Below are 25704 nucleotides of genomic sequence, written 5' to 3'. Positions count from 1 at the left end.
TTCAGGGGTGGTTCGCAAGCCGTCCGAACTGGTGACCCGGGGCCCTTTCGCGCGCCGTACACGGCGCGTATCGTGTGGGAACCAACGCGCCTTTGGGGGTGGGAAGTGGAGGCCCAACGTCTGCCGCTGAACCAGATGCGCGCCTCGGACACCGAGCGGGACCTGACGGTCGACCGCCTCGCGGTGGCGTTCTCCGAGGGCCGTCTGGACCACGAGGAGTACGAGCGCCGTGTCGGTGCGGCCCTGTGCTCGGTCATGGTCGGTGAGCTGCGTTCGCTCACCGCGGACCTCCCCGAACCCGAACTCCCGGTACCGCAGCCCAGGTTCCACCGCGAGTCGCGTCCCTCCCCCGAACCGGCCGGTGTGCTGGTGCCGTGGGAGGAGTGGGGCGAGGAGTGGCGCTGGTGGCTGGGCGTGGCCGGGGCGCTGACCGGCGTCTGGGGTGTGGCGAGCCTGCTCGGCGGCGAGCTGGTTCCGTACTGGCCTCTGGTTCCCCTGGGGATCTGGGCCGCGGTCCTGCTGGCCTCCGCGATCTGGCCCAGCGAGGAGACCCCGCCCTGACCCGACCCGCGCGGTCACGGCCCCGGGGAGACCCCTCGGGGCCGGAGCGGCCCGCGCACACGGTGAGTCCCCGGGGGGCCGTTCAAGTACCAGCCGCCAGTCCTCGGGACCGGCATGAGCTCCCGGAGCGCCCACTCGGTAACCCGCGACAGCCCCTCGGGGAGCAGGACCGGGGCACGGCGCGGACGTGCGCGAGCAGGGCACGGGGTTGTCCACAGGCCTGCGTCGTCTGACTGGTGATGTCTCGGGCCGGAGGGCGATACTCGACATATCGGGGGACTCGCGCCTTCGCCCGCATGGTGCTGCCCGGAGAGGGGTCAGCCCACGGCGTGCAGCCAGCGCACGGGGGCGCCGTCACCCGCGTAACGGAAGGGTTCGAGTTCCTCGTCCCAGGCGCGGCCGGTGAGCCGGTCGAGTTCGGCCGCGAGCTCGGTGCCCTCGGCGGCCGCGGTGGCCATGGCGGCGCGCAGTCTGCCCTCGGGAACGAGTACCTCACCGGCGGCGCTCGTGACGGCGGTGAACACCCCGAGGGATGGCGTGTAGCTGTAGCGCATGCCGTCGCAGCCGGGCGACCCCTCCTCGGTCACCTCGAAACGCAGGCGCTGCCATTCGTTGAGCGCGGAGGCCATCGCCGCCGAGGTCCCCGGCTTCCCCTGCCAGTTGAGCTCGGCACGGTGATGGCCGGGGGCCGCCGGCTGGGCGGCCCAGTCGAGTTTGACGGGTACTCCAACAACGCCCGCGACCGCCCACTCGACATGTGGGCACAGCGCCGCGGGCGCGGAGTGGACGTACAAGACGCCACGTGCGGACACCGAACCTCCTGATACGAACGAGTGCGCTTCCCCGACGCCCTCGTACTCGAGAAGGTTGCTTACCCGCCTGAATGCCTTTTGCCCCATTGTGCCCCAATGGCACCCTGAGAACCATCTCGCACGCTGGTATTTTCCAGCGTTCCCACCGCGCCCGCGGCACCCAGTGATTAGCGTGTGCCCCAGGCGGCGACAGGGAGTCCGATCATAGTGGGGGCGGATGTGCCAGACCAGACTCGAGAGGGCATCCACTCTCCGGAAACCCACGACAGAAACGCCCATCCGCACTGTTCAGGGTATGTTTCTACCACTTCCTTGCCGGTTCCGGCCACATCCGGCCCCGCCCCGGCGCCCCCTCCCGAGGCGGTCGAGCCCACCGACGCCGAACTCGTACTGGGCGCCTGTCACGGAAGGGCGGACGCCTGGGAGGCCATCGTGGACCGCCACCTCGCCATGGTGAACGCCATCGCCCGGTCCTACCGGCTCCCCCAGCAGGACCGCGAGGACGCCGTCCAGACGGTCTGGCTCCGCCTCAACCAGCACCTGCCCCGCCTNCGCCCCCTCCCCCGCCTCCACTCCCCGCACCGGCTCGCCTCCTGGCTGCGCCGGGCCACACACACGGCCTGTGACCGCCAACGGCTGCACCAGCGGCGCTTCGTCCCCACGGACCCCGTGGACATGGACGGGTACGCCCACGACCAGGACGACCCCGAGCTCCGGTACCTGCGCGACGAACGGAACGCCGCTCTCCACCGCGCCGTCGACGGCCTCACCGACCCGGTGGACCGCCGGGTAGCGCGGCTCTACCTGGACGACTCCCCCGACGCCGGACCGATCTCCCACCGGACCACTCCGAACCAGCGGCGGCACCTGATCCGTCAGCTTCGCCGTTCCCTTCGAGCGAACACTGATCCGAGTGAAAGGCGTGCGTGAACCGTGCGGAACGATCCAGACCCCACTCAGGACCGAGCCGGTCGGGCCGCCGCGCTGGCCGCCTTCGACCGCTCGTTCGACGGTGCCAGGATGGCCAGAACCGTCAGTGACACGGCCCCGTCCCCCACGCGACCACTCCAACGCGACGAGCAGGGAACCGCTCCGAGCGTTCTGAGCTTCGACCTGGACGGCGTCCACCTGGACCTCCAGGTACGCGCCCGCGGCGACCAGCGCCTCCTGTCCGGCCTGGTCAGCGGCGAGTTCGACCACGTGGACGTGCGCCTGCGGCGCCTGGACGGCACACTCCTCCTGTTCGTCGGACTCGACGGCCGCTTCGACACCTCCGTGCCCTCCGGGCCGCTCTGCCTGGTCGTGGAACGACCCGACCACCCTGCGACCGTCACGGACTGGTTCACCGTCTGAGACCCGCCCGGGAGACGGGAAACGGATACGACCCGAACCCGGTTTTCTCCGTGCGCCAACTCACCTCCACGTGTCTGGCTTCGCCCCGGTTCGCCCCACCCCGCCACCGATCGGTTGTCCACAGGTTGACGCGGGCCACTCCCGCCTGGACGGACGCGCTGCTATCACTGGAGTTGATCGGCCCCCTGGCGAAAGAAGGCTGCCGGACGTGCTCCCCAGCGCAACGCCCGCCCGCTCGACCACAAGCCCTCCCCCGGACGACCCACCGTTCCTGGCCACCGGACGCGCACTGTTGGCGCAGGTCACCCAGGGCGTGCGGTTGGCGCAGACCGGACGCTTCGATCAGACCGTGGTGCTCCTCGACGACAGCAGAAGGCGCCTGCGCGGCCACCCCGTCTCCGAGCTCGACCCCGTGCTGCCCGGGGTACTGACGGACCTCGGGCTGGCCCAGACCATGTGCGGACGGTTCGGCCCGGCCGCGGACCACCTCAACGAGGCGCTCTCCCTGGCCGACGAGCGCCGCCTCCCCCTTCTCGGGCTGGTGGCGCGGCACAACCTGGGCTGCCTGGACCTGTACCGGGGTGACACCGCCGCCGCCCTGACCACCTTCCACGAACTCACCCACCAGATGCCCGACGACCGCCAGGACCCGCTGCGCGTGGACCTGGCCGAGGCCCTGCTCGCGGTGGGGCTGGTGGAGGAGGCCGGGCGCGTCCTCGCGGAGGCCCCGTGGCGGGCCGACGAGGACGACACCGCGCGCGTACTGGTGGAGGCCAAGCTCCGCCTGTTGGAGGGCGACCGCTCCGGTGCGCTCCACCTCACCCGGAGGGTACGCGCGGGCCTCGGGCCGGGCTCGCTCTGGCACCGTCTGGCCGGGCGGCTGGAGGGGGTGGCGGAGGCCGCCACCCGGAGCCTGGCACCGGCCAGGAGGGCCCGGGACCTCCTGGAACTCCGCGTGCCCGCCGTGGCGCAACCCTTCGCCGACGGGCCCGCCGGCTGCACCGGTGACTCAGGTGGAGTGGCTGGCACAGGAGCCGCAGGTGGCGCGGTTGTCGCGGGTGGCACAGGTGGCGCAGATGGAGCGGAGGGCGCGGGTGGCACAGGTGTCGCAGGTGTCGCAGGTGTCGCAGATCGCGCGAGTGTCGCGGGTGGCGGAGGGGACGGATTCCGGAACGCGTGGGACGTCGCCGGGAGGCGGGGAACGCTCACGGACGCGCGTCGGGCGCTGGACCGTCTCGCTGAGCGCGGCGCCCCGGCGCCCGGACCCTGGTTGGGGAGCGCCGACCGCGACCCCCACGTGATCCGGGCCGGGTTGGAGAGCTCCCTGCTCGCCGGTGACCCCGCGACCGCCCTGGAGTGGGCGGAGATGAGCCATACCTGGGCCGACGGACTGGCACCGGCACCGGACACCGCCGCCGCTCCCAGGATGGCGGACCCGACCGGCCGCTACCGTCTGGCCCTGGGACGCGGCGCCGGCCCCGAGGCCCACCACCACGCGCGGCGCTGGGAGTCGGCTCACTGGCGGGCGCCGCGGACAGAGGACGGCGGAGCACGCCAGCACCGGCTCCCGGTGCTGGAAGCGCTGATGGAACGCCTGGGCGGCCGGGCGTTCGTCCACTACGCGGTGGCGGGCTCCGAGGCCGTGGCACTGGTAGCGGTCGCCGGGCAGGTGCACGCGCGGGGGCTCGGCCCCCTCGTGCGGATCCGCCGGGCGCTCGGCAGGTTCGTCCACGAGCGGAACGTGCCGCTTCCCCACGCGCGCTCCGCGGCGCGCACAGGCCCGCTCCGACTCCCCGGCCCGCCCGGAGACGCCGCACGGTCGTCCCCGGCGGACCTGGTCTCCTCGACCCTGCTCGGCCCGATCCTGCCCGTGGTCGGAGACCGGCCCCTGGTGGTGACGGCCGCGCCGTACCTGGGCGACCTGCCCTGGGGGCAACTCCCGGCCCTGCGCGGACGGCCGTTGCGCCTGGTGTCCACGGCGAGGTCGTGGGCCGAACGGCCAGCCACGAGGCCCAGTCGGGACAGAGTCCTGCTGGTGTGCGGGCCGGAGCCCCGCATGGCCCGGCTGGAGGTGGGCGCCCTGGCCGGGGTCCACCCGGGCGCGCGGGTCCTGGTGCGCGCTGGCCAGGCACGGGTCCTGGACGCCCTCGCCCAGTGCGACCTCGCCCATCTGGCCGGGCACGGGAGCGTCGGCGACCGGACACCCATGCTCGGCCGATTCGACCTGCACGACGGGCCGCTGCTCGCCTGCGACCTCGCGGCGCTCCCCGCCGCCCCGGCGCTGGCCGTCCTGTCCAGCTGCTGGGGAGGGCACGGGTTCGGCGGCGCACCCGGGCGTTCTGGCGGCTTCGTGGGCGCGCTGCTCGCCCGGGGCACGCGCACGGTGGTGGCCAGCCCGGTGCCGGTGGACGACGAGCGGACGGGGGTGGCCATGCGTGCCTTCCACCGGGCGCTCACCGACGGCACCGAGGTGTCCGAGGCCGTGGCGGAGCACCTCGGCCACCTCGGATTCTGCTGCTACGGGGCCTGAGGGCCCGGGGCGCGGCGGTCCTTGATCACCGCCGCGCCCCGCGGGTTCCTACCAACCCCGCTCGCGCCACTCCGCGAGGTGCGGACGCTCGGCGCCCAGGGTGGTGTCCCCGCCGTGCCCGGGGTAGACCCAGGTGTCGTCGCCCAGCGCGCCGAAGAGCCGCTCCGACACGTCACCGAACAGCGTCTGGAAGTCCGCGTCGGACCAGGTCTTACCGACCCCGCCCGGGAAGAGGCTGTCGCCGGTGAACAGGTGGGTGTGGCCTTCGGGGTCGTCGTAGCGCAGGGCGATCGACCCGGGCGTGTGGCCGCGCAGGTGGATGACGGTGAGTGCGCTGTCCCCGACCGGGACGGTACCGCCGTGTGCGACGGGCTCGTCCACGGACACCGGCAGTTCGTCGGCGTCGTCGGGGTGGGCGACCGTGCGGGCACCGGTCTGGCCGACGACCTCGGCCAGGGCCTGCCAGTGGTCCTGGTGGCGGTGGGTGGTGACCACTCGGGTCAGCCCGTCCTCACCAATCAGCTCCAGGATTCGGTCGGGTTCGGCCGCCGCGTCGATGAGGACCGCCTCGCCCGTGCTCCGGCAGCGGAGGAGGTAGGCGTTGTTGTCCATCGGGCCCACGGCCAGCTTGGTGATCGTCAGATGCGGTAGTTGGCGCAGGTCGGCGGGGCCGCCGACCTTGGTATCTCCGGAGTAGCTCACACGACCATTGTGGCCTGTCGTGGGGAGCGTACGAACCCGGGTGGGACACCCGGTGATCCGGGTGTCCCACCTCCGCGCCCATGCGTGCTCCGAGACGGTGTCACCTGGCCCAGCGTGGCGGGCGCTTCTCGAAGAAGGACGCCCTGCCCTCCGCCGCGTCCTCCCCGGCGAAGAACTCGGCGGACAGCTCACCCATGCGGGTGAACACCTCCGTGCGGCGGTCCGGGGCGGCCTGGGCCCCGCCGCCGAGTTCTCCCAGGAGTTCCTTGGTGCGGGAGAGAGCGCGCGGGGCGGAGCCGCGCAGGCCCTGGAGGACGGCGTCCACCGCCTGCTCCATGTCGCGGTCGGAGACGGCCTGTGTGATGAGCCCCGCCCTCGCCGCGTCGGAGGCGTCGAAGAGTTCTCCGGTGAGGAAGTAGCGGCTGAGCTGCCGCGAGTGCATGCGCGCCGAGACCGGGACGGAGATGATCGCCGGGACCACACCGATCCGCACCTCGGTGAAGGCGAAGGTGGCGCTCTTGGGCGCGAGTGCGATGTCGGCGGCGGCGACCAGGCCGATACCGCCCGCGCGCGCGGCGCCGTTGAGGACCGCGATCACCGGTTTGGGCCCGCCCATGATCTGCTCGAAGATCTCCGGGAGCTCCGGTGCGGGCTCGACCGGGGTTCCCTGGAGTGCGGCGCCGACCTCCTTGAGGTCCGCACCCGCGCAGAACACGGGACCGCTGCCGGTGAGGACGACGCCCCGGACCTCGTCGTCGGCCATGGCGGCGGAGAGCGCCGAGGAGAGCTGGGTGCGCAGCCGAGCGGACAGCGCGTTGCGGTTGCGTGGGGAGTCGAGGGTGATGGTGGCGATGGCACGGTCGACACTCGACCGCACGAGGGGGGCGTCGTCCGAGGGGTTCGGGGGCGTCGGGTGCTGCGTCATCGCAGGCTGACCTCTCTCCGTTGAACGCGCGCGGACCGGCCACGGCGGCCGCGTCTGACTGGCGGCGGTACACGCGGCCGTCACGGCCGGGGTCCACCGACGCCGAGTCTGCCGGGCCCGTGTTACGGGCGGCCGCGCCTGTGTTACGTGCACCACACGCTAGCGCTCACGGACGTCACGGCCCGCACCCGCCCCACGGAAGCCACCGAACGACGCTCGGTCACCGAGACCCCGCGTAGGACGGCGCGTGGATCACCAGCCCGGAAACGCGTACCTCGCCCACAGCGGGCGGGGCCGGGGCGTCCTCCTTGAGGCCGCCCCGGCCCCGCCGGGTGTTTCGGGCGAGTCAGCCGGTCAGCGCCGGGTGGTCGCGGCGGACAGTGCGTCCGCGAAGTGCAGCATCGTGGTGACGGCCTCGGCCCCGTCGGCCGCCTCGCTGACCCTCAGGGTGAGCGGTTCGGCGGTCAGGGCACCCGTGTAGCCGTGGTCGAGCTCGCAGCTCTCGTCCGCGCAGGAGGCGGGTTCGAGGTCGATGTGCGCGACCGCACCCCAGTTCACCGAGAGGTTCACGCTGAGCACCAGCTCGCTGGGCAGGCTGCCCGGCGTGTACTGGGCGGGGTTGGGCACGACCCGGGTCAGTGCCACCGACTGGATGTTGCCCAACTGGATGCTGTCGGTCGTGGTGGAGGCGTGCGAGGTCCCACCGGGTTCGGTGGGCGGGTGCTCGTCGGTGTGGCAGACGACGAGGCGGGTGGCGGTCAGGAGCATGACGGTGATGTGCCGCCGCATCTCCATGGCCGGGTCGAAGGTCGCCTCATGGTGCACGATGAACGCCTCGGCGGCCTCCTCGCCCAGGGTGGTCGCGACGGCGTCGATGACCAGAGCGGGGTAGTAGCCGCTCCGTTCGATCTCCAGGCGCCAATCCGTGGACACGGCACGTGTTTTCCTCATACCTCTATCCTGCCCCCTTCCGGCGACACTTCGCGACCGTCCACCCAAACGTGAGGCCCACTCCCTGATCAGAACGTCACCCCGCGCAGTCGGCGCGGGCCCACGTCGGGGCGCACATCGGGGGCCTCGCGCAGCCACATGCGGGCACCCAGGACGTGGGCTCCGGTGGCGTTGACCAGAACCGGGTCCAGGTCCACGTAGCCGATCTCGGGGAAGGCCTCCACCAGGCGGGACACCCGGATGAGCAGCTCCTCCAGTGCCTCCACGTTGGGCTGTTCGGCCAGTGAGGTGGCCCCGGCGGGCAGCCCGAACAGCAGCGGGGCGGCCCGGACCGCGTGGATGAGGTCGGCCGCGTCCATGTCGGTCAGCGGAGCCAGCCGGAAGGAGCGGTCGTCGAGCAGCTCGGCGGTGACGTCCGCGAGCCCGAAGGAGACCACCGAGCCGAAGGACTGGTTGTCGCCCGCGCGCACCACCGTGGGCACACCGGGCGCGGCCATGCGCTGGACCACCAGCTCCGCCTCACCGCCGAAGCGGTCCTCCAGGGACAGGTAGGCGCTCCGGACGTCCTCCGGGGTGCGCAGGTCCGCGCGGACAAACGTGCCACCCGCGCGTACCCGCAGGTCGGGGGCGTCGGCCTTGACCACGGCGGGGTAGCCGAGTTCACCGGCGGCGACCACGGCCTCCTCGGCGGAGGTGACCTTGATGTCCGGGTAGGCGGCGATGCCGTAGCAGGCCAGGAGGTCGCGGGCGTCCTCCGCGGAGATCGCCGTCTCCTCGTCGTAGCGGCGCTCGCCGCCGAACCAGGCGATGTCCTCCTCGGTCGGCGCGGCCTTCTTGAGAGCGCGGCCGATGGTGGCGCGGGCCCGGGCGCGGTCGATGTCGGGCAGCTCCGGGTGGCGTCCGGGCTTGCGGTTGCGCCACTGCGCGTACCGGGTGGCGTGGGCGACGGCGCGGACGGCGTCCTCGGGCGAGGGGTAGGAGGGCACCGACCCGTGCAGGGTCTGCCCCTGGTCCCCGACGTGGCGAAGTTCCTCCGGGAGGCCCTGGCGCGCGAGGTAGGTGGTGACGATGGGCTTGTCGGAGTCCAGCGAGCGGGCACGCAGCACCCGGGCGACGTCGTCGCCGATGGGGTGCAGGGCCGGGACGAAGACCACCACGATCGAATGCACGTCCTCGGCGGCCTGCGCGGCCCGGATCGCGGTGTCGAAGTCGTCGGCGGTGGCCTGCGGGCCCAGGTTGACCGGGTCGTGCGGTTTGAGCCCCTGGCGGACGGCGGCGTCCTTGACCAACAGCTCCAGGGAGTCGGAGTTGCCGATGATGCCCACGCGCGGCCCGTCGGGCAGCGGCTGGTAGGCGAACACCTGGGCGGCGTCGAACATCTGCGTGATGTCGTCCACGCGCACCACGCCCGCCTGTTGGAACAGGGAGGTGACGGCGTAGTCGGGCAGGGCCAGGCCACCGGCGGCGTGCCCCGTGGGGGTGGTCTGCGCGGAACCGCCGCTGCGCACGGCGACGACCGGCTTCTGCTTGGCCAGGCGCCGGGCCAGGCGGGTGAACTTGCGTGGGTTGCCCAGGGACTCCAGGTACTGGAGGACCACCTTGGTGGCGGGGTCCTCCTGCCAGTACTGCATGAGGTCGTTGCCGGACACGTCCGCGCGGTTGCCCGCGGAGACGAAGGTGGACAGCCCCATCCCGCGTTCGGCCACCCGTTGGAGGATGGCCCGGCCCAGGGCCCCGGACTGGGAGAAGAAGCCGATGGGGCCCTGCGGCGGCAGGTCCGGGGACAGGGTGGCGTTCAGCGAGACCGTGGGGTCGCTGTTCGCGATGCCCAGGCAGTTGGGCCCGACCACACGCATACCCGCGGCGCGGGCGGTGCGCACCAGTTCGTCCTGGCGGGCACGCCCCTCGGGGCCGACCTCGCCGAACCCGGAACTGACCACGATCAGCCCGTGCACGCCCTTCTCGGCGCACTGCTCCACCACGTCGACGACGGTGTCGGCGCGCACCGCCACCACCGCGAGGTCGATCTGGTCCGGGATGTCCAGGACGGAGGGGTAGGCGCGCACGCCCACGACGGCCTTCGCCTCGGGATGGACGGGGTAGACCGGTCCCTGGAACTCCCCGCCGAGCAGGTTGCGCAGCGCGGTCTGGCCGATGGTGTGCGCGGTGCGGCTGGCGCCGATGACGGCGACGGACTCGGGGAAGAGCAGGCGGGCGATGGAGCGCGACTCGGCGCGCTGTTCGCGGGCCCGCATGACCTCCGTGGAGTCATCCGTCGGCTGGAGGTCCAGGGTGAGGCGGATGACGCCCTCGTCGAAGGTCTGCTGCGCCGTGTACCCGGCCTCGCGGAAGACGTTGATCATGCGCCGGTTCTCGGGCAGGACGTCGGCGATGAAGCGACGCACCCCCCGTTCGCGGGCGGCGGCCCCGATGTGCTCCAGGAGCACCGAGGCCAGGCCCCGCCCCTGGTGTCCGTCCTCCACGACGAAGGCGACCTCGGCCTCCTCGGGGGCCACCTTGTCGTAGCGCACCACGGAGACCATGGAGTCGGAGATGGTGGCTACCAGGGCCACGCGGTCCTCGTAGTCGACCGTCGTGAAGCGTTTCACGTCCCGGTCGGAGAGCTTGGGGTAGGGCGCGAAGAACCGGTAGTAGATCGTCTCCGGCGAGAGCCGGGAGTGGAACTCGCGCAGCAGGTCGGCGTCGTCAGGGGTGATGGGGCGCAGGTGCGCGGTGCCTCCGTCGGTCAGGACGACGTCGGCTTCCCAGTGGTTCGGGTAGGACTGCACGACAGCGAGACTAGACGACAATCGGCCGAATTCGGAGAAAGTCCATGCGGGGTGACCGAAATCGACCCCCTGGAAGGGCCTGGGCTGATGGGTGTCGACGGCCCCTCCGGCCCGAGCCGGGGGCACCCGGGCACCCCCGCCGGGGCGCTGACTGGCGTCCGAGATAACGCCGAGTGCGGATAGTCTTCCTGGGTGGGTCGAAACCCCCTGTGCGCAGGGGCTCGCGACCCGCGACAGCCCCGCGCGACCGCGTGTCCCGAGTGCTGTCAGTTCGTTACCCGACACTGATCGTTAAGCTGTTAACGTCGTGCGGGCACAGATTCTCAAACCCTCGGTGGTGGCTGGCGAAATGACTCGAGTGGTCGTGATCGGTGATCTGATGACCGATGCCGTCGCGCGCGCGTTCCACCCGTTGGCCCGCGGCAGCGACACCCCTGCGTCGGTGATCATGTACGGCGGCGGTTCCGGTGCGAACATCGCCTCGTGGCTCGCGGTCGAGGGCACCGAAACCACGTTCGTCGGCCGTCGCGGCTCCGACATCACCGGGCGCACCCGCGAGATGGAGCTCATGGGCTACGGCCTGGACTCCCGCATGGTGATGGATCCCGAGCGTCCGACCGGCACCTGCGTCGTGATGATCACCCACCGGGGCGACCGGACGATGCTGAGCGACCCGGGCGCCAACGCCCGCCTCCAGCCCGAGGACCTGCCCCGCGACGTGTTCGGCCCCGACGGTCACCTGCACGTGTCCGGGTACACCCTGATCAACTCCGACTCCCGCCGCGCGGCCCGGGTGGCCCTGCGCATGGCGCGGGAGAGCGGGATGTCCATCTCCGTGGACGGCGGCTCGCACGCGCCGCTGGAGCGCGCGGGGGCGGAGAACTTCCTGGACTGGACGCAGGGCGCGCGGTTGCTGTTCGTCAACGTCAACCAGGCCCGGGTGCTCACCGGCCGTGACGACGCCGAGGCCGCCGCGAAGGTGCTCACCGCCTGGTACCCCAACGTCGTGATCAAGCTCGGCGAGGAGGGCGGACTGTGGGCCTCCAAGACCCGTGAGGACTGCGTGACCGCCCCCGCCGAGCCGGTGGACCCCTCCCCCGGTTCGGTCGGCGCCGGTGACGCGTTCATCGCCGGTTTCCTCCCCGCGTGGCTGACCGGTCGGCACCCCAAAGAGGCACTCGGCCGGGCCAGCAGGCTGGCCGCCCGGGCGCTGCACCAGCCGGGCGCCCGCCCGGACCTGGGTGAGGGTCAACCGGTGCGCCGAGGAGCGCCCCGAGGCCAGCGCCTCCGCTAGCGAGTTCCCCGACAGGGCCCCGTCACCTCCAGGTGGCGGGGCCCTGTCGTGTCCGCCCTCGCGCCCCTCCTGCCGGCACGCGCCCCGAGCGGCTCTCAAGGGCGCGCGCCACGAGGACACCGGCCGGAGCCACGGCGGGCTGACCCCTGGTCGAGCTTCCACGCCTGCGGGACCGGGCGAGGGACCACCTGCCCGGGGCGCCGAGCAAGCGCCCGGGCAACCGGGGCGGGCGACCACGTCTCCCGGACACCCACCCCCGGCCCGCACCGGTCAGCCTCCCGTGGTCGCCAGAGTCAGGGGCAGCACCTCGGGGGCACCCGCCTCACGAAGCAGAGCCGCGCCCACGGTCAGGCTCCACCCGGTGTCGGCTTGGTCGTCGACCAGCAGGATCGGACCCGGGTCGTCCCTCCGGAGTTGGGCCACGCGCTCTCTCAGCTCGGGGCCGGCCGCCAGCGCGTCGTACACCTGCCCCAGGCGCATGGCGCTGTTGTGGCGGCGGGCTCCCGGGCCCTCCGGTGTCCGGTAGGACAGCGAGCCCAGCGGTGTGAGCCGGCCGAGCTCGGCGATGCGGGCGGCGAGGTCACCCACCAGGGTCGGCCGCGAGATCGACGGCATCGCGACCACCCCGACCGGACGGTTCTCCCAACCCCACGCCGCGAGCACGCGGACCACTCCCTGGAGGAGACGCTCGTCCACGGGGGTGTCCGGCGCGTCCTCGGCGAGGACGCGGCGCAGCTCGGTGCCCCAGCCGATGTCGGTGAGGCGGCCCAGGGCACGCCCCTCCCCCGCGCGCAGGTTCTCGGGGATCTTGCCGGACAGGCTCACCCCGAGAGTGTTCATGCCGGTGGGCCACTGGCGGCGCGGCGCGAGGGGCGTGCCGGGCCGGTCCAGGTGGTCGGCCGCGGCCTGACGGCGTCCGGAGTCGACGTCGGTGGTCCAGAACTGTCCGGTGCACACGTCGCACCGGCCACAGGGTTCGGCGCCCGGATCGTCGAGCTGACGGCGGAGGAACTCCATCCGGCAGTTGTCCGTGGAGACGTAGTCGAGCATGGCGCGCTGTTCCCGTTCACGGGCCGCGCTGACGGCCGCGTAGCGCTCGGCGTCGTAGGTCCACGGTTCGCCGGTGGCGGTCCAGCCGCCGCGCACCCGGCGCACCGCCCCGTCCACGTCGAGCACCTTGAGCATCTGCTCGAGGCGGGTGCGGCGCAGGTCCACCCGGGTCTCCAGGTTGGCGGTGGACAGGGGTTTGTCGGACTCCGCCAGCACCTGGAGGGTCTGGCGCACGGTGTCCTCCGGCGGGAAGGAGAGCCCCGCGAAGTACTCCCAGATCCGGACGTCCTCGCGGCCCGGCAGGAGCACCACCTCGGCGCGCTCCACACCGCGCCCCGCACGGCCGACCTGCTGGTAGTAGGAGATCGGCGACTGCGGGGCGCCCAGGTGCACCACGAAGCCCAGATCGGGTTTGTCGAAGCCCATGCCGAGCGCACTGGTGGCCACGAGCGCCTTGACCCGGTTGCCGAGGAGGGCGTCCTCGGCGAGTTTGCGCTCGTCGGGGTCGGTCTGCCCGGTGTAGGGCAGGACCTCCAGGCCCTGCTCGGTGAGGAAGCGCGCGGTCTCGGCTGCGGCGCTGACGGTGAGCGTGTAGACGATGCCCGAACCGGGGATCTTGGGCAGGTGCTCGGCCAGCCAGCTGAGCCGCGCGGTGGGATCGGGGAGTTCGGCCACACCCAGGCTCAGGCTCTCGCGTTCCAGACTGCCGCGCAGGACCAGGGTGTCGGCGCGGTCGGCCCCGGCCTGGAGCTGTTCGGCCACGTCGCGGGTGACGCGTTCGTTGGCGGTGGCGGTGGTGGCCAGGACCGGAACCCCGTCGGGCAGGTCGTGCAGGAGGGAGCGGATGCGTCGGTAGTCGGGGCGGAAGTCGTGGCCCCAGTCGGAGACGCAGTGCGCCTCGTCGATGACGACCAGACCCGCCCCCGCGGCGAGTTCGGGCAGGACGCGGTCCCGGAACTCCGGGTTGTTGAGCCGTTCGGGGCTGACCAGGAGCACGTCCACCAGACCCTGGGAGACCTCGGCGTAGGTGGACTCCCATGCGGTGGTGTTGGAGCTGTTGATGGTGCGGGCGCGGATGCCGGCGCGCTCGGCGGCAGCGATCTGGTTGCGCATCAGCGCGAGCAGCGGGGAGACGATGACCGTGGGCCCGGCTCCTTCGGCCCGGCGCAGGGCGGTGGCCACGAAGTACACCGCCGACTTGCCCCAACCGGTGCGCTGGACGACCAGCGCCCGGCGCTGTTCGGCGACCAGGGCGTGGATGGCGGTCCACTGGTCCTCACGAAGGCGCGCGGACTCTCCGGCGAGGGCGCGCAGGTGCCCCTCGGCGCGTTCACGCAGGACACCGCCGGTGGCGGCGGGCGATGCCGAGCAGGCGGCGGTCGGTGCGTCGGGGACGGGGACGTCAGGCGGGGTGGGAGTGGCCATGAGTCCTTGGTACCAGAGGCCGCGGGGGTGGACGCGGTTGTCCACAGGTGCGACCGTTCCGGGCGCCCGTGGGCGTGGGTTCGCGCGACGGCTCCGTGGGCGAACTCTCAGCGGGCCCGCACGGAGGCCACGCGACGCACCAGGGCCCGTTCGGTCGCTTGACGGCTCCGGCCGCACCGCCGAACGCCACCGGGCTCCACCCGGCCGCTCGGCGGCGTTCCCAAGCTCCCTGTCCTTCCTCGCAGTCCCGTGGCCCCCGCCCGGAACGCCGCTGAGCGGGTCGACGGAGGAGGTGAGGCGCTTCCTCCGGCCCTGGATCACGTCCGGGGCAGCGGGTACGGACGGGAACCGGGTTCCGGGTTCCACAGAGGCGGCGCCGGTAACAGAATGGAAACTTTCCAGTTATGTGGCATTGCGCTCACCGAGTGTCATCTGAACACTCGACGCCAGGGCTCATGTCTCCCAGGAATGGGAGCGCTCCCGATCACGTGGGCTCCCCCGAGAGAAACACGGAAGGCAGACGATGGCGCAACCACGAGGCCGCCCCACCAGCGGTTTCCTCCCCCGATCCCCCCGACACGCGCACCCGCGGACCCGGACCTCCCTGGGTCTGCTGGCCGCCGCCTCCGCCCTCGCGGTCGGCGGCGCGACCCTCGCGGTCACCGGCGCCACGCCGGCCACCACGGTCTCCGCCGACAGCGCGGCCGAGGTCCCGGTCGGCTCCGGCAGCTACACCACCACGCTCCCCGCGGGCGCCTCCGGCCCCTCCGACCTCAACGGCGCTCCCGTCGCGCCCAAGGTCACCGACGACCACACCGGTCCAGCCCCCACCAACGAGTGGTGGTCGTCACTGATCTTCCAGCGCTACCCCGACAATCCCCACGGAGAGAACCTCTTCGCGCACCCCCTGAGCTACAAGCCCCACGAGGGCGGGCTCGACATGGGCTACCCCGACTCCCACCAGATGGTCGGCGACGACCTCAAGTACGAGTACACCGCCGTCTCCGACCTCACCCTCGGCGCGGCCGGTCTGGACTCCCCGGACACCCGCACCGCGGACAGCGGCGACTGGACCGTCACCGCGCAGTGGGAGGGCGGCGGGGCCCAGCTCCGGGTCACCATCGGCCAGGGGCTCCCCTTCGCCTACGCCGAGACCGACGGCGCCGGGGCCGAGGTGACCTTCTCGGGCACCCCCGAGATCTGGCACGAGGACGGCTCCACCGTCGGTGCCACCGTCAACGGCAGGCACTACGCCCTGTTCTCGCCCTCCGACTCGCCCTGGAGCGTCTCCGGTGACACCCTCACCGCCGACACCGGGGACGACGGGTACTACTCGGTGGCCGTCCTGCCCTCACCCGAGGACCTGGACGCCTTCGCCCCCTACGCCCACTCCTTCGTCACCGGCTCCGTCGTGGAGTACGACTACGACGAGGCCGCGTCCACCCTCACCAGCACCTACCAGCTGGAGACCGAGGCCAGGGAGGGCGAGGAGACCGGAACCCTCACCGCCCTGTACCCCCACCAGTGGGCCAACGCCACGAGCGACCTCACCGACCTCGCCTACGCCTCCCCCCGCGGTGAGATGAAGGTCTCCGAGGGCGCCTCCTTCACCACCGAGCTGACCACGCAGGGCATCATGCCCAGCCTGCCCACCGTCGACGCCGCGGACCACGAGCGGCTGGCCTCCCTGATCGACGAGGTCCTCGCGGAGGAGGAACTCTTCCCCGAGCCCGGCGACACCTACTGGGACGGCAAGGCCATGGGCCGTCTGGCCCAGCTCATCCCCATCGCGGACTCCATCGGCCACACCGAGGCCCGCGACGAACTCCTCACCCTGGTCCAGGAGCGCCTGGAGGACTGGCTGACCGCCGGGGGCACCCGCCAGTTCCACTACAACGAGGAGTGGGGCACCATGCTCGGCTACCCCGACAGCTTCGGGGCCGCCACCGAACTCAACGACCACGNCGCCCCGGCCCCTGCCGTTGTCGCCCGCTACGATCGCGACTGGGCCGACGAGGACGCCTGGGGAGGCATGATCCGCCTGCTCATCCAGGACGTGGCCGGAACCGAAGGCGACATGTTCCCGCGCCTGCGCTCCTTCTCCCCCTACGCCGGGCACGGCTGGGCCTCCGGCCACGCCGGGTTCGCGGCGGGCAACAACCAGGAGTCCTCCTCCGAGGGCATGCACTTCGCCGCCGCCACCGCCCACTTCGGCGCGCTGACCGGCGACGAGGAGCTGCGCGACCTCGGCGTCTACCTCCACACCACCCAGGCCTCCACCATCGCCCGCTACTGGCAGAACGCCGGCGGGGACACCTTCCCCGAGGACTACCCCGAGGACGTCGTGGGCATGGTCTGGGGCGACGGCGGCGACTACCGCATCTGGTGGGACGGCGGCCACGAGGAGCACTACGGCATCAACTACCTCCCCATCACCGCTGGCTCCCTCTACCTGGGCCACGACCCCGAGCACGCCGGGGTGATCTACGAATCACTCGTGGACAAGCTCGGCGGGGAGCCGGAGATCTGGCGGGACATCCACTGGGCGCACCGCGCGCTCTCCGACGGCGAGGACGCCCTGCGGATGTTCGAGGAGCAGTGGCAGACCTACGAACCCGAGGCGGGCGGCTCCAAGCCGCACACCTACCAGTGGGTCTCCACCCTCGCCGAGCTCGGCACCGTGGACGTGTCCGTGACCGCCGACACCGCCCACTACGCGGTGTTCGACAAGGACGGGACCAGCACGTACACCGCCTTCAACCCGGGCACGGGCCCGCTCACCGTCTCCTTCTCCGACGGCACCTCGCTTGAGGTCCCCGCCGGGGAGACCGCCGTGACCACCGGCTGACGGTCCCTCCCTCCGCGCCCCCTCCCGTGACCGGGCGCGCGGCGGGAGGCGCACCCGCGACACGCGAGTCGGGTTTTCCGTCCCCGGGTCCTCCGGGGACGGAAAACCGTGTCGAAGACGGTGCGAAACCCCCCAGTCGCGCGACTCACACACGCCCAACCACGCGCCCCGGTACGTTTCAGTCCCTGGCACAGGCCAGAATTACGGACATGGCCCGTACTACTTCCCGTCCCCCCGAGGATCTCGCCGAGAAGATCATCGACATCGACGTCTCCGAGGAGATGCGCGGCAGCTTCCTGGAGTACGCGTACTCGGTGATCTACCAACGCGCGCTACCCGACGCGCGTGACGGCATGAAACCGGTCCAACGGCGCATCCTGTACCAGATGAACGAGATGGGCCTCCGGCCCGACCGCGGCCACGTCAAGTGCGCCCGCGTTGTCGGGGAGGTGATGGGTCGGCTGCACCCCCACGGCGACTCCGCCATCTACGACGCCCTGGTCCGTCTGAGCCAGGCCTTCGCCATGCGCGTCCCGCTGGTCGACGGCCACGGCAACTTCGGCTCCCTGGGCGGCGACGACGCCCCGGCCGCCATGCGGTACACCGAGGCCCGTCTGGACAGCGCCGCGGAACTCCTGGTGTCGTCCATCGACGAGGACGTCGTCGACTTCAAGCCCAACTACGACGGTCAGGAGACCGAACCCGAGGTCCTACCGGCGGCCTTCCCCAACCTCCTGGTCAACGGCGCGTCCGGCATCGCGGTCGGCATGGCCACCAACATGGCCCCGCACAACCTGGGCGAGGTGATCGCCGCCGCCCGCCACCTGATCGCCAACCCCGAGGCCACCCTGGAGGAGCTCACCGAGTTCGTCCCCGGACCCGACCTGCCCACCGGCGGCACCATCGTCGGCCTGGACGGCGTCCGCGACGCCTACCGCAAGGGCCGCGGCACCTTCAAGACCCGCGCCACCGTCGCGATCGAGAAGGTCTCCGCCCGCCGCACCGGCCTGGTCGTCACCGAACTGCCCTACAGCGTCGGCCCCGAGAAGGTCATCAGCCGCATCAAGGAACTGGTGCAGTCCAAGAAGCTCCAGGGCATCTCGGACCTGAAGGACCTCACCGACCGCAACCAGGGCCTGCGCCTGGTCATCGAGCTCAAGAACGGGTTCAACCCCGAGGCGGTCCTGGAGGAGCTCTACCGGCTCACGCCGATGGAGGAGACCTTCGGCATCAACAACGTGGCCCTGGTCGACGGCCAGCCCCAGACCCTGGGCCTGCGTGAACTGCTCGAGGTCTACGTCAACCACCGCATCGACGTGGTCCGCCGCCGCAGCGAGCACCGCCGCAAGAAGCGCCAGGAGCGCCTGCACCTGGTCGCGGGTCTGCTAGTCGCCCTGCTCGACATCGACCGCGTCATCGCGCTCATCCGCGAGGCCGACGACACCGCCGCCGCGCGTGAGTCCCTGATGGGCGCCTACGACCTGTCCGAGATCCAGGCGCGCTACATCCTCGACACCCCGCTGCGCCGCCTCACCCGCTTCGACCGGCTGGAGCTGGAGACCGAGCGGGACAAGCTCGACCTGGAGATCGAGGAGCTCACCTCCATCCTGGAGTCGGACAAGAAGCTGCGTCGCGTGGTCTCCAAGGAGCTCAACGACGTCTCGAAGAAGTTCGCGACCCCGCGCCGCACGCAGCTGCGCGAGAGTGACGGGGTGGCCCGCGCCGCCGTCATCCCGCTGGAGATGGCCGACCAGCCCTGCCACGTGCTGTTCGGCGTCGACGGTCACGTCGGCCGCACCAAGGGGGCGACCCCGCCGCGCGTGTACACGGGCCTGCGCGCCAAGCACGACGCGATCGAGGTCTCGGTCCCGACCACCTCGCGTTCGGACATCGGGCTGGTCACCGACCTGGGCCGGATGATCCGCGTCCCTGTGGTGGAGCTGCCCGAGCTCCCTGTCGACGGCGAGGGCGAACCCGAGCGTCCGCCTCTGGCCGCCGGTCTGGACGTCGGCGAGTTCGTCCAGCTCGAAGAGGGCGAACGGGTCGTGTCGATCGTGTCCATGAACACCTCCGGGCCCGGGTTCGTCGTGGGCACCGTAGGCGGGGTGGTCAAGCGGGTCGCACCCGACTTCCCGCCGAACAAGGACGACTTCGAGATCATCACACTCAAGGACGACGACCGCGTGATCGGCGTCACCCAGCTGTCCACGGGCGACGAGGACCTGGTCTTCATCACCTCCGAGGCGCAGCTGCTGCGCTTCTCCGCCTCCACCGCCCGGCCGCAGGGCCGCCAGGCGGGCGGCGTGGCCGGGGTCAGACTCTCCGAGGAGGCCCGCGTGCTGTGGTTCGGCGCGGTGCCCAGCCCCGAGGACTCCCTTGTGGTGACCGTGTCCGGCGGCGACGCCCTGGAGGGCACCCAGCCCGGGTCTGCCAAGGTCACCCCGTTCGCGTCCTACCCGTCCAAGGGGCGGGCCACCGGCGGCGTGCGCTGCCACCGCTACCTGAAGGGTGAGGACACCCTGATGTTCGCGTGGGTGGGACGCGCACCGGCCCGTGCCTCACGAGCCGACGGAAAGCCGGTCCGCCTGCCCGACCTGACCGAGCGCAGGGACGGCTCCGGCGAGGCCCTGACCAGTGCGGTCGTCACGGTCGGCAGTGGCCAGACCGACTCCGGAATCACCCCTCCGGGCTCAGGGGCCTGAGTACAACCCGACCCAACGTGCACGCGGATGTGCTTGTCTGTGTGCACGAGAGTCCATGCACCCAAACGACACAGGGAGTCACCGAAAGTGAGCGACAGCACCGACGCCACCCCTCCCCCCGGGGTCTTCGACGACGTGTTCGGCGCCAACGCCGACTACGCCGCCGACTTCTCACTCAACGGCCTCAAGCCGTTGGCGGCGAGAGGTCTGGCCCTCGTCACGTGCATGGACTCCAGGATCGAACCGCTGGACATGCTCGGCCTCGAGCCCGGCGACGCCAAGATCCTGCGTAACGCGGGCGCCCGGGTCACCGACGACACCCTGCGTACGCTGGTCCTCGCCGTGTACCTGCTGGGTGTCGAACGAGTCCTGATCCTGCCCCACACCAAGTGCAAGATGGCGTCCGTGGAGAACGACGACGTCGTCCACGACCTCATCCTGAACGACTACGGGGTGGACACGCGCAGCCTGGAGTTCAAGACCGACAACGACCAGTTGGGCGCGCTCCAGCACGACCTCGAGCGCATCCGGCACCACCCGCTGCTGCCCAAGGGCCTGCCGGTGGCCGGTGCGATCTACGACGTGGACAACGGCAGCGTGACCCCGGTCGACCTCTAGTCGGCCCGGTGAACACACGACCGCCCCCAGCCGAGTACGGCCGGGGGCGGTCGTGTGTCGTTTCCGGGAAGGTGTCGCGAGGGTGCGGCACGGGGATCACTGTGGTGGGTGGTGCGCACCACCACCCGTCCCCGCCCCCCGCACCCGCCTCGCCCATCACCCGGGAATGCCGCCCCTTCCCGGACGGTTGTGACCCGGGACGGTGGCACCGTCGAGAGGAGCACCGTGGAAGAGAGCACCTACGACACCTACAACCGAGCCCGCATGTTCATGGAGCTGGGCGACCCGATCTACGCCGCCCGGATCCTCGAACCGGTGGTGGAGAACGAGCCCGGCAGCCGCTCCATGTTGGAGCTTCTGGGGCGTGCCTACTTCCACTCCGCTCAGCTCAACAAGGCCGAGTCGGCCTTCCGCAGTCTGATCGAGCTGGACCCGGTGGACAACTGGGCGCACATCGCTCTGGCACGCACGCTGGAGAGGCAGAGCCGCCACGAGGAGGCGGCCACCTACCGGCGCATGCACGCGGTGATGTCGGGCGGTTCCCTGGACTGACGGGAACACCGAACCGGGCCGGGCCTCCCAGGGCCCGGCCCTGTGTCGTCCGGAACCCGGTGGGATCGCGGGGAACAAGCCATCGCACCGCAGACGCCGAAGGTTCCTCCGCGAGGCGCCGACCCCGGGACGAAGCGAAGCGGCAGGCCCGAAAGGATGCGGGTAGCCTCCTGACCATGGCTCCCTTTCCTGACCGCCCCGACCCGGACCTGCCCTGGGTCGACCGATGTTCCGACAGCGCCCGTTCCTGGGCGGACGAGGCGGTCCGCAGGGTGATCGCCGACGACACGCGTTCGGCCGACACGCACCTGCACGTGTTCCCGCTGCCCCCGGAGTGGGGCATCGACCTGTACCTGAAGGACGAGTCGGTGCACCCCACCGGCAGCCTCAAGCACCGGCTGGCGCGGTCGTTGTTCCTGTACGGGCTGGCCAACGGGTGGATCACCGAGGGCACCACGATCGTGGAGGCCAGTTCGGGCTCCACGGCGGTGTCGGAGGCCTACTTCGCGCAGTTGGTCGGGCTGGACTTCATCACGGTGGTCCCCCGCCGGACCAGCCCGGAGAAGATCGCGCTCATCGAGAGGTACGGCGGTCGCTGCCACTTCGTGGACAACCCGCCGGACATGTACACCGAGGCCGAGCGCCTCGCCGCCGAGACGGGCGGCCACTACATGGACCAGTTCACGTACGCGGAGCGGGCCACGGACTGGCGGGGCAACAACAACATCGCCGAGTCGATCTTCGAGCAGCTCGCCATGGAGCGCCACCCCGACCCGGACTGGATCGTGGTGGGCGCGGGCACGGGCGGGACCTCGGCGACCATCGGCCGCTACCTGCGCTACCGGCGCCTGCACACCCGCCTGGCCGTGGTGGACCCCGAGAACTCGGCGTTCTTCCCGGGCTGGGTCACCGGTGCCGCCGACTACGCCACCGGCATGCCCTCCCGGATCGAGGGCATCGGCCGCCCCCGGATGGAGCCGAGCTTCGTACCGTCGGTGATCGACCTGATGATGCCGGTGCCCGACGCCGCGAGCATCGCCGCGATGCGCCACCTCAACGACGTCACCGGCCGGTGCGCGGGCGGATCGACCGGCACCAACCTGTGGGGCGTGTGGCACCTGGTCGCCAGAATGCTCCGTGAGGGCCGAGGGGGCAGCGTGGTCACCCTGATCTGCGACGGCGGCGAACGGTACCAGCAGAGCTACTACAACGACGCCTGGGTGTCGGAGCGGGGCCTGGACCCCGGCCCGTACCGGGCGGCGATCGACCGTTTCCTGGGGGACGGGGTCTGGGAGCCGCCGAAGGCCCCCTGAGCGGGAACACGAACGGGCCCGCACCGGCCCGGGGTTCGATCGAACCCCGGGCCGGTGCCGGCCCTCGCGTGTGGAGCCGGTCAGGCGTCGATGCGCTCCAGGTCCAGCTCCTGGGCGCCTTCCTGGATGAACTTGCGACGCGGCGCCACCTCGTTGCCCATCAGCAGGCTGAACACGGACGCGGCCTCCTCCGCCTGCTCCACCCGGATGCGGCGCAGCGTGCGGTGGCGCGGGTCCATGGTCGTCTCGGCGAGCTGGTCCGCGTCCATCTCACCCAGACCCTTGTACCGCTGCACCGGCTCCTTCCAGGAGATCTTGCGCTTCTCCAGGTCCAGCAGGGTACGGCGCAGCTCGGCGTCGGAGTAGGTGTAGACGTACCGGTCCTCGGGCTTGGCCCCGCGCTTGCGCCGGACGTTGGTCAGCTCGATGCGGTGCAGCGGCGGCACGGCCGCGTACACGCGCCCGGCCTCCAGCATCGGCCGCATGTACCGGTAGATGAGGGTGAGCAGCAGGCACCGGATGTGCGCGCCGTCCACGTCGGCGTCGGCCATCAGGATGACCCGGCCGTAGCGTGCGGCGTCGAGGTCGAAGGTACGCCCCGAACCGGCCCCGATGACCTGGAGGATCGCCGCGCACTCGGCGTTCTTGAGCATGTCCGCGACAGAGGACTTCTGCACGTTGAGGATCTTGCCCCGGATGGGCAGCAGCGCCTGGAACTCGGAGTCTCGGGCGAGCTTGGCGGTGCCCAGGGCGGAGTCACCCTCGACGATGAACAGTTCGCTGTGCTCCAGCCCCTCGCTGCGGCAGTCCACCAGCTTGGCGGGGAGCGCGGAACTCTCCAGGGCGTTCTTGCGGCGCTGGGTCTCGCGCTGCTGGCGGGCGGCCAGCCGGGCCTTGGCGGCTCCGACGACCTTCTCCATGACCGTGCGGGCCCTGGCCTTCTCCGCCTTCTTGGTGGAGGTGAGGAACTCGCGCAGCTCGTTGCCGACCACCTGGGAGACGATCCGGGAGGCCGCCGAGGTGCCGAGGATCTCCTTGGTCTGCCCCTCGAACTGCGGCTCGGGCAGGCGCACCGTGACGACGGCGGTCAGGCCCTCCTGGGTGTCGTCCTTGGTGACCGGGTCGTCGCTGTTCTTGAGCAGCTTGGTGGCGCGCAGCTGGTCGTTGATCACCCGCACCAAAGCGCGTTCGAACCCGTTGATGTGGGTTCCGCCCTTGGGGGTGGAGATGACGTTGACGAAGGAGCGCACGGTGGTGTCGTAGCCGGTGCCCCAGCGCAGGGCCACGTCCACGTCCAGGCGGCGTTCGACGTCGGCGGGCACCATGTGACCGGACTCGTCCAGGACCGGGACGGTCTCGGTGAAGTTGCCGGAGCCCTGGATGCGCAGGACGTCGCTGACCGGGTCGTCGGGGGCCAGGAAGGTGCAGAACTCGCTGATGCCGCCGTCGAAGCGGAACTCCTCGGTGTAGGCGGTCTCCCCCTCGGCGCGCTCGTCGCGCACCGCGATGGTCAGCCCGGGGACGAGGAAGGCGGTCTGGCGCGCCCGGTCGAGCAGGTTCTCCCGGGTGATCTCGGCGTCCTTGAGGAAGATCTGCATGTCCGGCCAGAACCGGATGCGGGTGCCGGTGATCTTCTTGGCGATCTTGCGGACCTGTTCCAGCCCGGACACCGGGGTGAACTCGGCGTCGGGGCCCGCACCGGCGAACCGTCCGGCGATGCCCCGGCGGAAGCTCAGGGCGTGCGTGTGCCCCTGGCGGTCGATCTCCACGTCCACGCGGGCCGAGAGGGCGTTGACGACGGAGGCGCCGACGCCGTGCAGACCGCCGGAGGCGGTGTAGGAGCCCGAGCCGAACTTGCCGCCGGCGTGGAGCTTGGTCATGACCAGTTCCACACCGGAGAGTCCGGACTTGGGCTCGGTGTCCACGGGGATACCGCGCCCGTCGTCGCTGACGGAGACGGAGCCGTCGCTGTGCAGGGTCACGTCGATGCGCCCGCAGTGGCCGCCCAGGGCCTCGTCGACGGAGTTGTCGATGATCTCCCACATGCAGTGGGTGAGGCCTCGGCTGTCGGTGGACCCGATGTACATGCCCGGCCGCTTGCGGACCGCTTCGAGGCCCTCCAGGACCGACAGGTGCCGAGCGGAGTAATCCTCGGGATCGTGGACGGCTGCGGTCAAGGCGGTCACTCGGACATCTCCTGCGTCTTGAGGGCCATCGTGGCTGTGCGGCGCGTGCCCTTTGTACCGCGCCGCGCCGACTGTTGAGGGGGCCAGGCTACGGCGAGCCGGGGACTTTGCCGTGGCACGGCCGTGTGTGGGCGGGGTCGTGTCCCCCGGGTGCGGGTCTCCGGCGTCGACGCCGGGGCCGCCGTGACGGGCTCCACGCACCCGTGTGCGGGTCGGAGCGGGCCGACATGGGGGTCGGACGGGGCCTGCCCGCGCGAGACTACCACCTCTGGTGGATGCGACCTGGATACTCCCGTTTTCCGGGGATAGCCAGGCCCCCCTCAGGGGTACAACAAGAACGAGGAAGCGTGTCCGACGAATATGACCCATTGGGTACCAGACGGGCACGAACCGGGCGGATTCCGCTGTCGGCGTACACGGGACCCGGTTGGGAACGTCTGGGTCGGGTTAGATGTTGTCAGAGGTGACTAACGCCGAGTATTGAGGATGGCGAAGTGACTGGAACCCTTGCCCCCACTCAGCCGCTGACGGCTGCTGACCGCTGCGACCGCTGTGGTGCACAGGCGTACGTCCGGGTGCTGCTGAACTCCGGCGGCGAACTCCTGTTCTGCGCGCACCACATGCGTAAACACGACGACTCGCTCCGCAAGATCGCCTCGGACATCCAGGACGAGACGGACAAGCTCACCAAGAGCGACAAGGACGCGGAAGAGCGTTAGCCACGACGACCACGAAACGTCGACGGCGGTCCCCGGATTCCGGGGGCCGCCGTCCTCGTTCTGGGGTGTGACACCCGGGACGCGAGTGACGTACGCGATCTCGGGAACTCCTCGGGGATCAGGCCCGAGGAAACACGGGCCTCCGCCGGGGTCCCAGGTGTGACCCTGAGAAGTGAGTGACGTGTCCAGCCCGGGACCCGGCTCCATGGATCCCTTCCGGGTTCCGGTCCGGAGACGGGTCGTCCCTGGCCGAGGACCCAGGGGTACGGCACTCCGGCGGGGCCGGAGCGCCACCTCAGTCCGCGAGGACCCGGTTGTGGTAGCGCGAGACCTCCTCGAACCCCGCACTCCGGTACAGGCGCAGCGCGGGTTCG

Annotated in this window: 18 protein-coding genes; 11 read left to right on the top strand and 7 right to left on the bottom strand. The window is 71.4% G+C overall.

Going from position 1 to position 25704, the window contains the following annotated elements; translation table 11 throughout:
• Positions 1-105 precede the first annotated feature (105 nt).
• Positions 106-561 (top strand): DUF1707 SHOCT-like domain-containing protein, encoded by a 456-nt coding sequence (locus D452_RS0116730; RefSeq protein WP_017545298.1) that lies wholly within the window; start codon positions 106-108, stop codon positions 559-561.
• Positions 562-878: 317 nt separating this feature from the next.
• Here the strand turns inward: D452_RS0116730 and D452_RS0116725 are convergent, their stop codons facing one another.
• Complete coding sequence (locus tag D452_RS0116725) at positions 879-1373, bottom strand: DUF3145 domain-containing protein (RefSeq protein WP_040694042.1); 495 nt, start codon at positions 1371-1373, stop codon at positions 879-881.
• Positions 1374-1823: 450 nt separating this feature from the next.
• Here D452_RS0116725 and D452_RS0116720 point away from each other — a divergent pair, with 450 nt between their 5' ends.
• The 3 genes from D452_RS0116720 (at position 1824) to D452_RS0116710 (ending at position 5256) form a co-directional block, all read left to right on the top strand.
• Positions 1824-2303, top strand: coding sequence for an RNA polymerase sigma factor (locus tag D452_RS0116720; protein WP_449289521.1), 480 nt, complete (start codon positions 1824-1826; stop codon positions 2301-2303).
• 3 nt (positions 2304-2306) lie between these two features.
• Positions 2307-2726, top strand: a complete 420-nt coding sequence (locus D452_RS0116715) for a hypothetical protein (RefSeq protein WP_017545295.1) — start codon at positions 2307-2309, stop codon at positions 2724-2726.
• A 208-nt stretch (positions 2727-2934) separates the two neighbouring features.
• Positions 2935-5256 carry a CHAT domain-containing protein gene (locus tag D452_RS0116710; protein WP_239646411.1) on the top strand — a complete coding sequence of 774 codons (2322 nt, stop codon included), beginning with the start codon at positions 2935-2937 and terminating at the stop codon, positions 5254-5256.
• Positions 5257-5304: 48 nt separating this feature from the next.
• Here D452_RS0116710 and D452_RS0116705 read toward each other — a convergent pair whose 3' ends face one another.
• The 4 genes from D452_RS0116705 to D452_RS0116690 all read right to left on the bottom strand — a co-directional run bounded on the left by D452_RS0116705 (position 5305) and on the right by D452_RS0116690 (position 10623).
• Positions 5305-5958, bottom strand: coding sequence for an MBL fold metallo-hydrolase (locus D452_RS0116705; protein ID WP_017545293.1), 654 nt, complete (start codon positions 5956-5958; stop codon positions 5305-5307).
• A gap of 100 nt (positions 5959-6058) precedes the next feature.
• Complete coding sequence (locus D452_RS0116700; protein WP_017545292.1) at positions 6059-6883, bottom strand: enoyl-CoA hydratase-related protein; 825 nt, start codon at positions 6881-6883, stop codon at positions 6059-6061.
• Between the two features lie 354 nt (positions 6884-7237).
• On the bottom strand, positions 7238-7816 hold the full coding sequence (locus D452_RS0116695) for a DUF5998 family protein (RefSeq protein ID WP_017545291.1): 579 nt from the start codon (positions 7814-7816) through the stop codon (positions 7238-7240).
• Positions 7817-7902: 86 nt separating this feature from the next.
• Positions 7903-10623 carry a bifunctional acetate--CoA ligase family protein/GNAT family N-acetyltransferase gene (locus D452_RS0116690; RefSeq protein ID WP_017545290.1) on the bottom strand — a complete coding sequence of 907 codons (2721 nt, stop codon included), beginning with the start codon at positions 10621-10623 and terminating at the stop codon, positions 7903-7905.
• A gap of 358 nt (positions 10624-10981) precedes the next feature.
• On the opposite strand from D452_RS0116690, the gene D452_RS0116685 reads away from it, so the two are divergent.
• A complete protein-coding gene (locus D452_RS0116685; protein ID WP_017545289.1) occupies positions 10982-11917 on the top strand; it encodes a carbohydrate kinase family protein in 936 nt (311 codons plus the stop codon).
• A gap of 270 nt (positions 11918-12187) precedes the next feature.
• Here D452_RS0116685 and D452_RS0116680 read toward each other — a convergent pair whose 3' ends face one another.
• Positions 12188-14392: a RecQ family ATP-dependent DNA helicase gene (locus D452_RS0116680; RefSeq protein ID WP_026129398.1), complete on the bottom strand. Its 2205-nt coding sequence runs from the start codon at positions 14390-14392 to the stop codon at positions 12188-12190.
• Positions 14393-14915: 523 nt separating this feature from the next.
• On the opposite strand from D452_RS0116680, the gene D452_RS0116675 reads away from it, so the two are divergent.
• The 5 genes from D452_RS0116675 to D452_RS0116655 all read left to right on the top strand — a co-directional run bounded on the left by D452_RS0116675 (position 14916) and on the right by D452_RS0116655 (position 22425).
• Positions 14916-17240 carry a glycosyl hydrolase gene (locus D452_RS0116675; RefSeq protein WP_017545287.1) on the top strand — a complete coding sequence of 775 codons (2325 nt, stop codon included), beginning with the start codon at positions 14916-14918 and terminating at the stop codon, positions 17238-17240.
• A gap of 209 nt (positions 17241-17449) precedes the next feature.
• Positions 17450-19942 carry a DNA gyrase/topoisomerase IV subunit A gene (locus tag D452_RS0116670; RefSeq protein WP_017545286.1) on the top strand — a complete coding sequence of 831 codons (2493 nt, stop codon included), beginning with the start codon at positions 17450-17452 and terminating at the stop codon, positions 19940-19942.
• 87 nt (positions 19943-20029) lie between these two features.
• Positions 20030-20560 (top strand): beta-class carbonic anhydrase, encoded by a 531-nt coding sequence (locus D452_RS0116665; protein ID WP_017545285.1) that lies wholly within the window; start codon positions 20030-20032, stop codon positions 20558-20560.
• 225 nt (positions 20561-20785) lie between these two features.
• Positions 20786-21112, top strand: a complete 327-nt coding sequence (locus D452_RS0116660; RefSeq protein WP_026129397.1) for a tetratricopeptide repeat protein — start codon at positions 20786-20788, stop codon at positions 21110-21112.
• Positions 21113-21288: 176 nt separating this feature from the next.
• Positions 21289-22425, top strand: a complete 1137-nt coding sequence (locus D452_RS0116655; RefSeq protein WP_017545283.1) for an L-cysteine desulfhydrase Cds1 — start codon at positions 21289-21291, stop codon at positions 22423-22425.
• Between the two features lie 80 nt (positions 22426-22505).
• Here the strand turns inward: D452_RS0116655 and D452_RS0116650 are convergent, their stop codons facing one another.
• Positions 22506-24611, bottom strand: a complete 2106-nt coding sequence (locus D452_RS0116650; protein WP_017545282.1) for a DNA gyrase/topoisomerase IV subunit B — start codon at positions 24609-24611, stop codon at positions 22506-22508.
• Between the two features lie 494 nt (positions 24612-25105).
• Here D452_RS0116650 and D452_RS0116645 point away from each other — a divergent pair, with 494 nt between their 5' ends.
• A complete protein-coding gene (locus D452_RS0116645) occupies positions 25106-25330 on the top strand; it encodes a DUF7455 domain-containing protein (RefSeq protein WP_026129396.1) in 225 nt (74 codons plus the stop codon).
• The last annotated feature ends 374 nt before the right edge of the window (positions 25331-25704 follow it).

Source organism: Nocardiopsis prasina DSM 43845 (assembly GCF_000341265.1).
Taxonomy (GTDB): Bacteria; Actinomycetota; Actinomycetes; order Streptosporangiales; family Streptosporangiaceae; genus Nocardiopsis; species Nocardiopsis prasina.
The sequence above is the reverse complement of the archived record's forward strand: the minus strand, read 5'-3'. Positions and strand labels throughout refer to the sequence as shown.

Excerpts from the sequence above, each read along its gene's own strand:
- D452_RS0116700 (WP_017545292.1), bottom strand. The coding sequence starts at position 6,883 with ATGACGCAGCACCCGACGCCCCCGAACCCCTCGGACGACGCCCCCCTC.
- D452_RS0116680 (WP_026129398.1), bottom strand. The coding sequence starts at position 14,392 with ATGGCCACTCCCACCCCGCCTGACGTCCCCGTCCCCGACGCACCGACC.
- D452_RS0116670 (WP_017545286.1), top strand. The coding sequence starts at position 17,450 with ATGGCCCGTACTACTTCCCGTCCCCCCGAGGATCTCGCCGAGAAGATC.
- D452_RS0116655 (WP_017545283.1), top strand. The coding sequence starts at position 21,289 with ATGGCTCCCTTTCCTGACCGCCCCGACCCGGACCTGCCCTGGGTCGAC.